The organism is Pseudomonas sp. A-1 (assembly GCF_004801855.1).
Lineage (GTDB): Bacteria > Pseudomonadota > Gammaproteobacteria > Pseudomonadales > Pseudomonadaceae > Geopseudomonas.
In genome coordinates, this window is sequence record NZ_SSTC01000230.1 from 1 (window position 1) to 737 (window position 737).

Annotated in this window: 1 protein-coding gene; it reads right to left on the reverse strand. The window is 73.3% G+C overall.

Annotation, left to right across the window (positions count from 1 at the left end):
- Positions 1-473, reverse strand: a 473-nt coding sequence (locus E5198_RS21320) for an AsmA family protein (RefSeq protein WP_136491878.1), incomplete at its 3' end; no start/stop codon positions are given.
- Positions 474-737: the final 264 nt, after the last annotated feature.

Here is a 737-nt window from a genome sequence, read left to right on the forward strand (position 1 = left end):
TGCGCCGGGGCCGGGCTGGCGGGCGGGGCGGCGGCAGCGGGCTGCTCCGGGGTGGCCGGCGCGGCTTTGGCCGGGCGGCCGATGTCCTGCCAGTTGCCGCGGCCCTCGGCGTCGCGTTCGAGGCTGAGCTTGAGGCCGTCGATGCGGATGTCGCTCATCTGCACCTCGCGGCGCAGCAGCGGCAGCACGCGCACCGAGAAGCCGAGCATGTCCAGCTCGGCGAACGGCTGCTGTGGAGTGGCGGCGCTGGCCAGGGTGGTGTCGCGCAGTTCGAGGCCGAGCCAGGGGAACAGGCTCCAGCCGATCTCGCCCCGGAGGTCGAGCTCCAGGTTGGCCTTGTCGCGGGCCAGCTGGCGGATCTCGTCCTTGTAGTCGTTGGGGTCGAACAGGTGGGTGAAGGCGAAGCCCAGCGCGACTATGGCCAGCAGCAGGCCGAGCAGGAGCAGGCCGAGAAACTTGCCGAAGGTCTTCATGGCGGACGAGTCCTTGTGCGGTGCGGGGGCAGGGCGAAGTATAGGGAATCCCGGCCGCTGTGCGGCCGGGGCTGTCGGCAGGGTTGGAGTGGCTGGAGCCGCAGGGGTTCCCCGGCCTCAGGCATCCTGGTCCAGCAGCGGCAGGCCGAGGCGGTGGGCCCAGGCCTGCACCTCCAGATGGCGCGCCGGGGCGAGCAGGTGCAGCGGGCGGCCTGCGGCCTCGGCGCGCTCGCGGGCCTTGGCGACCAGCCGCGCGGCCACGCC